The following is a 2,312-nucleotide window of genomic DNA, read 5'->3' as shown; positions in this document are numbered from 1 at the left end:
GCCTCGTCCAACGGCTTCTTTGCCATGGCGCGTATCTCCATTCAATCCGTTAGAGATATAACGCGCCAGCATCGAATCGGTTGTCATGTTTTATGGGAAACTCAATAGTAGGAGTTTAAGGTTCACGACCATTGGCGACGTCAGTTGCCGCATTACTTGATTGCGCAGCTTTAGCGATTTCCATATCGAAGTCAGCCCAGATAAGTGACTGGGCAAGCGAACCCGGGCGACAGTCAGCGGAAATGCCTGTTCGGGTGGCAACAGATCAGACCCACTAGCGGCATGCGCAGCCAGTGATATCAGGTCAGGCAGTACCAAAGCCGCCAGACGCAACCCGGTCAGCCCACTTATCCGGTTGTCCGAATTTGCGTGGCCACCTCTAAATTGGATGCTACCTTGGACCAGGGCTCGGTCGACTACCGCAACGGTAGTTCGATGCGCGCGATGACACCCGAAGTTCCATCGGTACGGTTCGCGAGTGTGACGCGACCGCCATAATTTCCGGCCAGTGTTTCCGCGATCGACAGGCCCAGTCCGCTGCCCTCCTCGTCGGATGTACCGCTGCGATAGAAACGGTCGAACACCCTACCCAGATCGGCGGCCGCGATCCCCGGCCCGTTGTCGACCACCTGCACGACGGCTTTATCGTCCGTCCGGAACACGCTAACGTCGACATGTGCGCCAGCGCCGCCATAGCGGATCGCATTGTCGATCAGGTTCTTGACGGGGACCCGCAGGTCGGCCTCTACTGCCCGGACTGCCAGATCCTCAAGCTGCGTCGCGCCGACATCGACGCCGCGGTCAATGGCGAGCGGCAGCAGATCGGCGATGACGTCCGCGGCAATCTGCGGCAAGGACAGGTCGGCTTGTGCTTTACCGACAGTCCCAGTCTCTGCGCGTGCCAGCCCCAACAATTGGGAGACCAGCGAAGCGGTCCGGCGGACGCTGCGCTGGATAGCGTCCAACCGCTCCATATGCTGTCCGGCCGGCGCATTGCGCAGATTGTCGACATGCAGCTGCATCGCCGAGATCGGCGCACGCAACTCATGGGCCGCGTTGGCGATAAATTTCCGCTCCGCATCGATGCGCACCGACATGCTTTCCATCATCAGGTTGATGGAGTCCAGGAAGGGCCGCAGTTCGTCCGGAGCGTCGGTGCCGTCAAGCGGCTGCAGATTGTTCAGATCAATACTGGCTACACGACGTCCAAGGCGATCGAGCGGCCGCAGGGATACCCGCACTATGATGGCGATGGTCGCGCCCAGAATCGGCAGCAACGCCAGGACAGGCAGCAGGCTCCAGAACGCCACCCTGAGCGCGTTTTGGGTCCGCACACTGTGCAGTTCGGCAACCTGGATGTAGTCGCTTCCTGCGCCCAGTGCGAACACATCCCATTGCTGGCCTGCGACCTGGATGTTCGAGAAGCCCAGACCCGTCCTCGGAAGGATGGTGTCCGGATTACTGGTCTTCCCCGGATGCGCTCCATCCTTTTCCCCCCAAATCTGCACAACCAGGTCGTCCGGCTCCGGCGGCAGGTGTCTTCGCGCAGCGGATGGGTTGGCAGCATTCGCCCTGACATGCGCGGCTGCATCGCGCAGACTCGAATCGAATTCGGTCGCAAGGCCCCGCACCACCTGAAACGTACCAACCGCCCCCAGCAGACCAACCAGGGCGGCTACGCAGCCCAGCGCGATGATAAGCCTGCGATGCAATGATCTCGCGCCATACGCGCCGGGCATATCGGACTCCCTGGTGGCATTGACGGTTGTAGTTTGCCATGGTGAAGCACGCGGTTGCCGCCGCGCTGCCACCTTATGCGCGGCCTCGTCCCGTGTGCCAAACGGTTTGACACACTGAGTTCAGGTGCTTGTTTCCGAGGACCTCATTTCCGGCTCATTTTCGGCCTTTACGATTCAATCCATCGAAGAGCCCCACTGCTTCCATCTGCAGCGAACAGCGTGAAGCCAACGCCCCGGTGCCCGTCGATACTGCAGCCGCGGCGCCGTCACCGGTCCGCCGTGCATCACACACGAAACATTGGAGAACCTCATGTTTGCGTACCTTCTTGAAAAGCTGGGCAACTGGTTTGAACGCTCCGAACAACGCCGTCTGGACGACTATCTTGCGGGATCGGCAGATGCGGTGGAGATTGAACGCCGCCTGCGCCGGCTGGATAAAAACGGATATTCCGGCTAGAGGGTGTGTTAGGCACTTTATGTCGGGACCTGGTATCCTGGCGGGATGAAAAAACGCAGGCCATACCCAACAGATGTCTCGAATGAAGAGTGGTACTTCGCTGCTCCGTACCTGAC

The 2,312-nt window shown here is 59.9% G+C and carries 2 protein-coding genes; one reads left to right on the top strand and one right to left on the bottom strand.

Annotated elements, in window-relative coordinates; translation table 11 throughout:
* Positions 1-416: 416 nt before the first annotated feature.
* A complete protein-coding gene (locus HV796_RS41730; RefSeq protein WP_175233478.1) occupies positions 417-1,739 on the bottom strand; it encodes a sensor histidine kinase in 1,323 nt (440 codons plus the stop codon).
* A gap of 310 nt (positions 1,740-2,049) precedes the next feature.
* Here HV796_RS41730 and HV796_RS41725 point away from each other — a divergent pair, with 310 nt between their 5' ends.
* Complete coding sequence (locus tag HV796_RS41725; RefSeq protein ID WP_175233477.1) at positions 2,050-2,196, top strand: DUF3563 family protein; 147 nt, start codon at positions 2,050-2,052, stop codon at positions 2,194-2,196.
* Positions 2,197-2,312: the final 116 nt, after the last annotated feature.

It is taken from the genome of Paraburkholderia humisilvae (assembly GCF_902859855.1).
GTDB classification, from domain to species: Bacteria; Pseudomonadota; Gammaproteobacteria; order Burkholderiales; family Burkholderiaceae; genus Paraburkholderia; species Paraburkholderia humisilvae.
The sequence above is the reverse complement of the archived record's forward strand: the minus strand, read 5'-3'. Positions and strand labels throughout refer to the sequence as shown.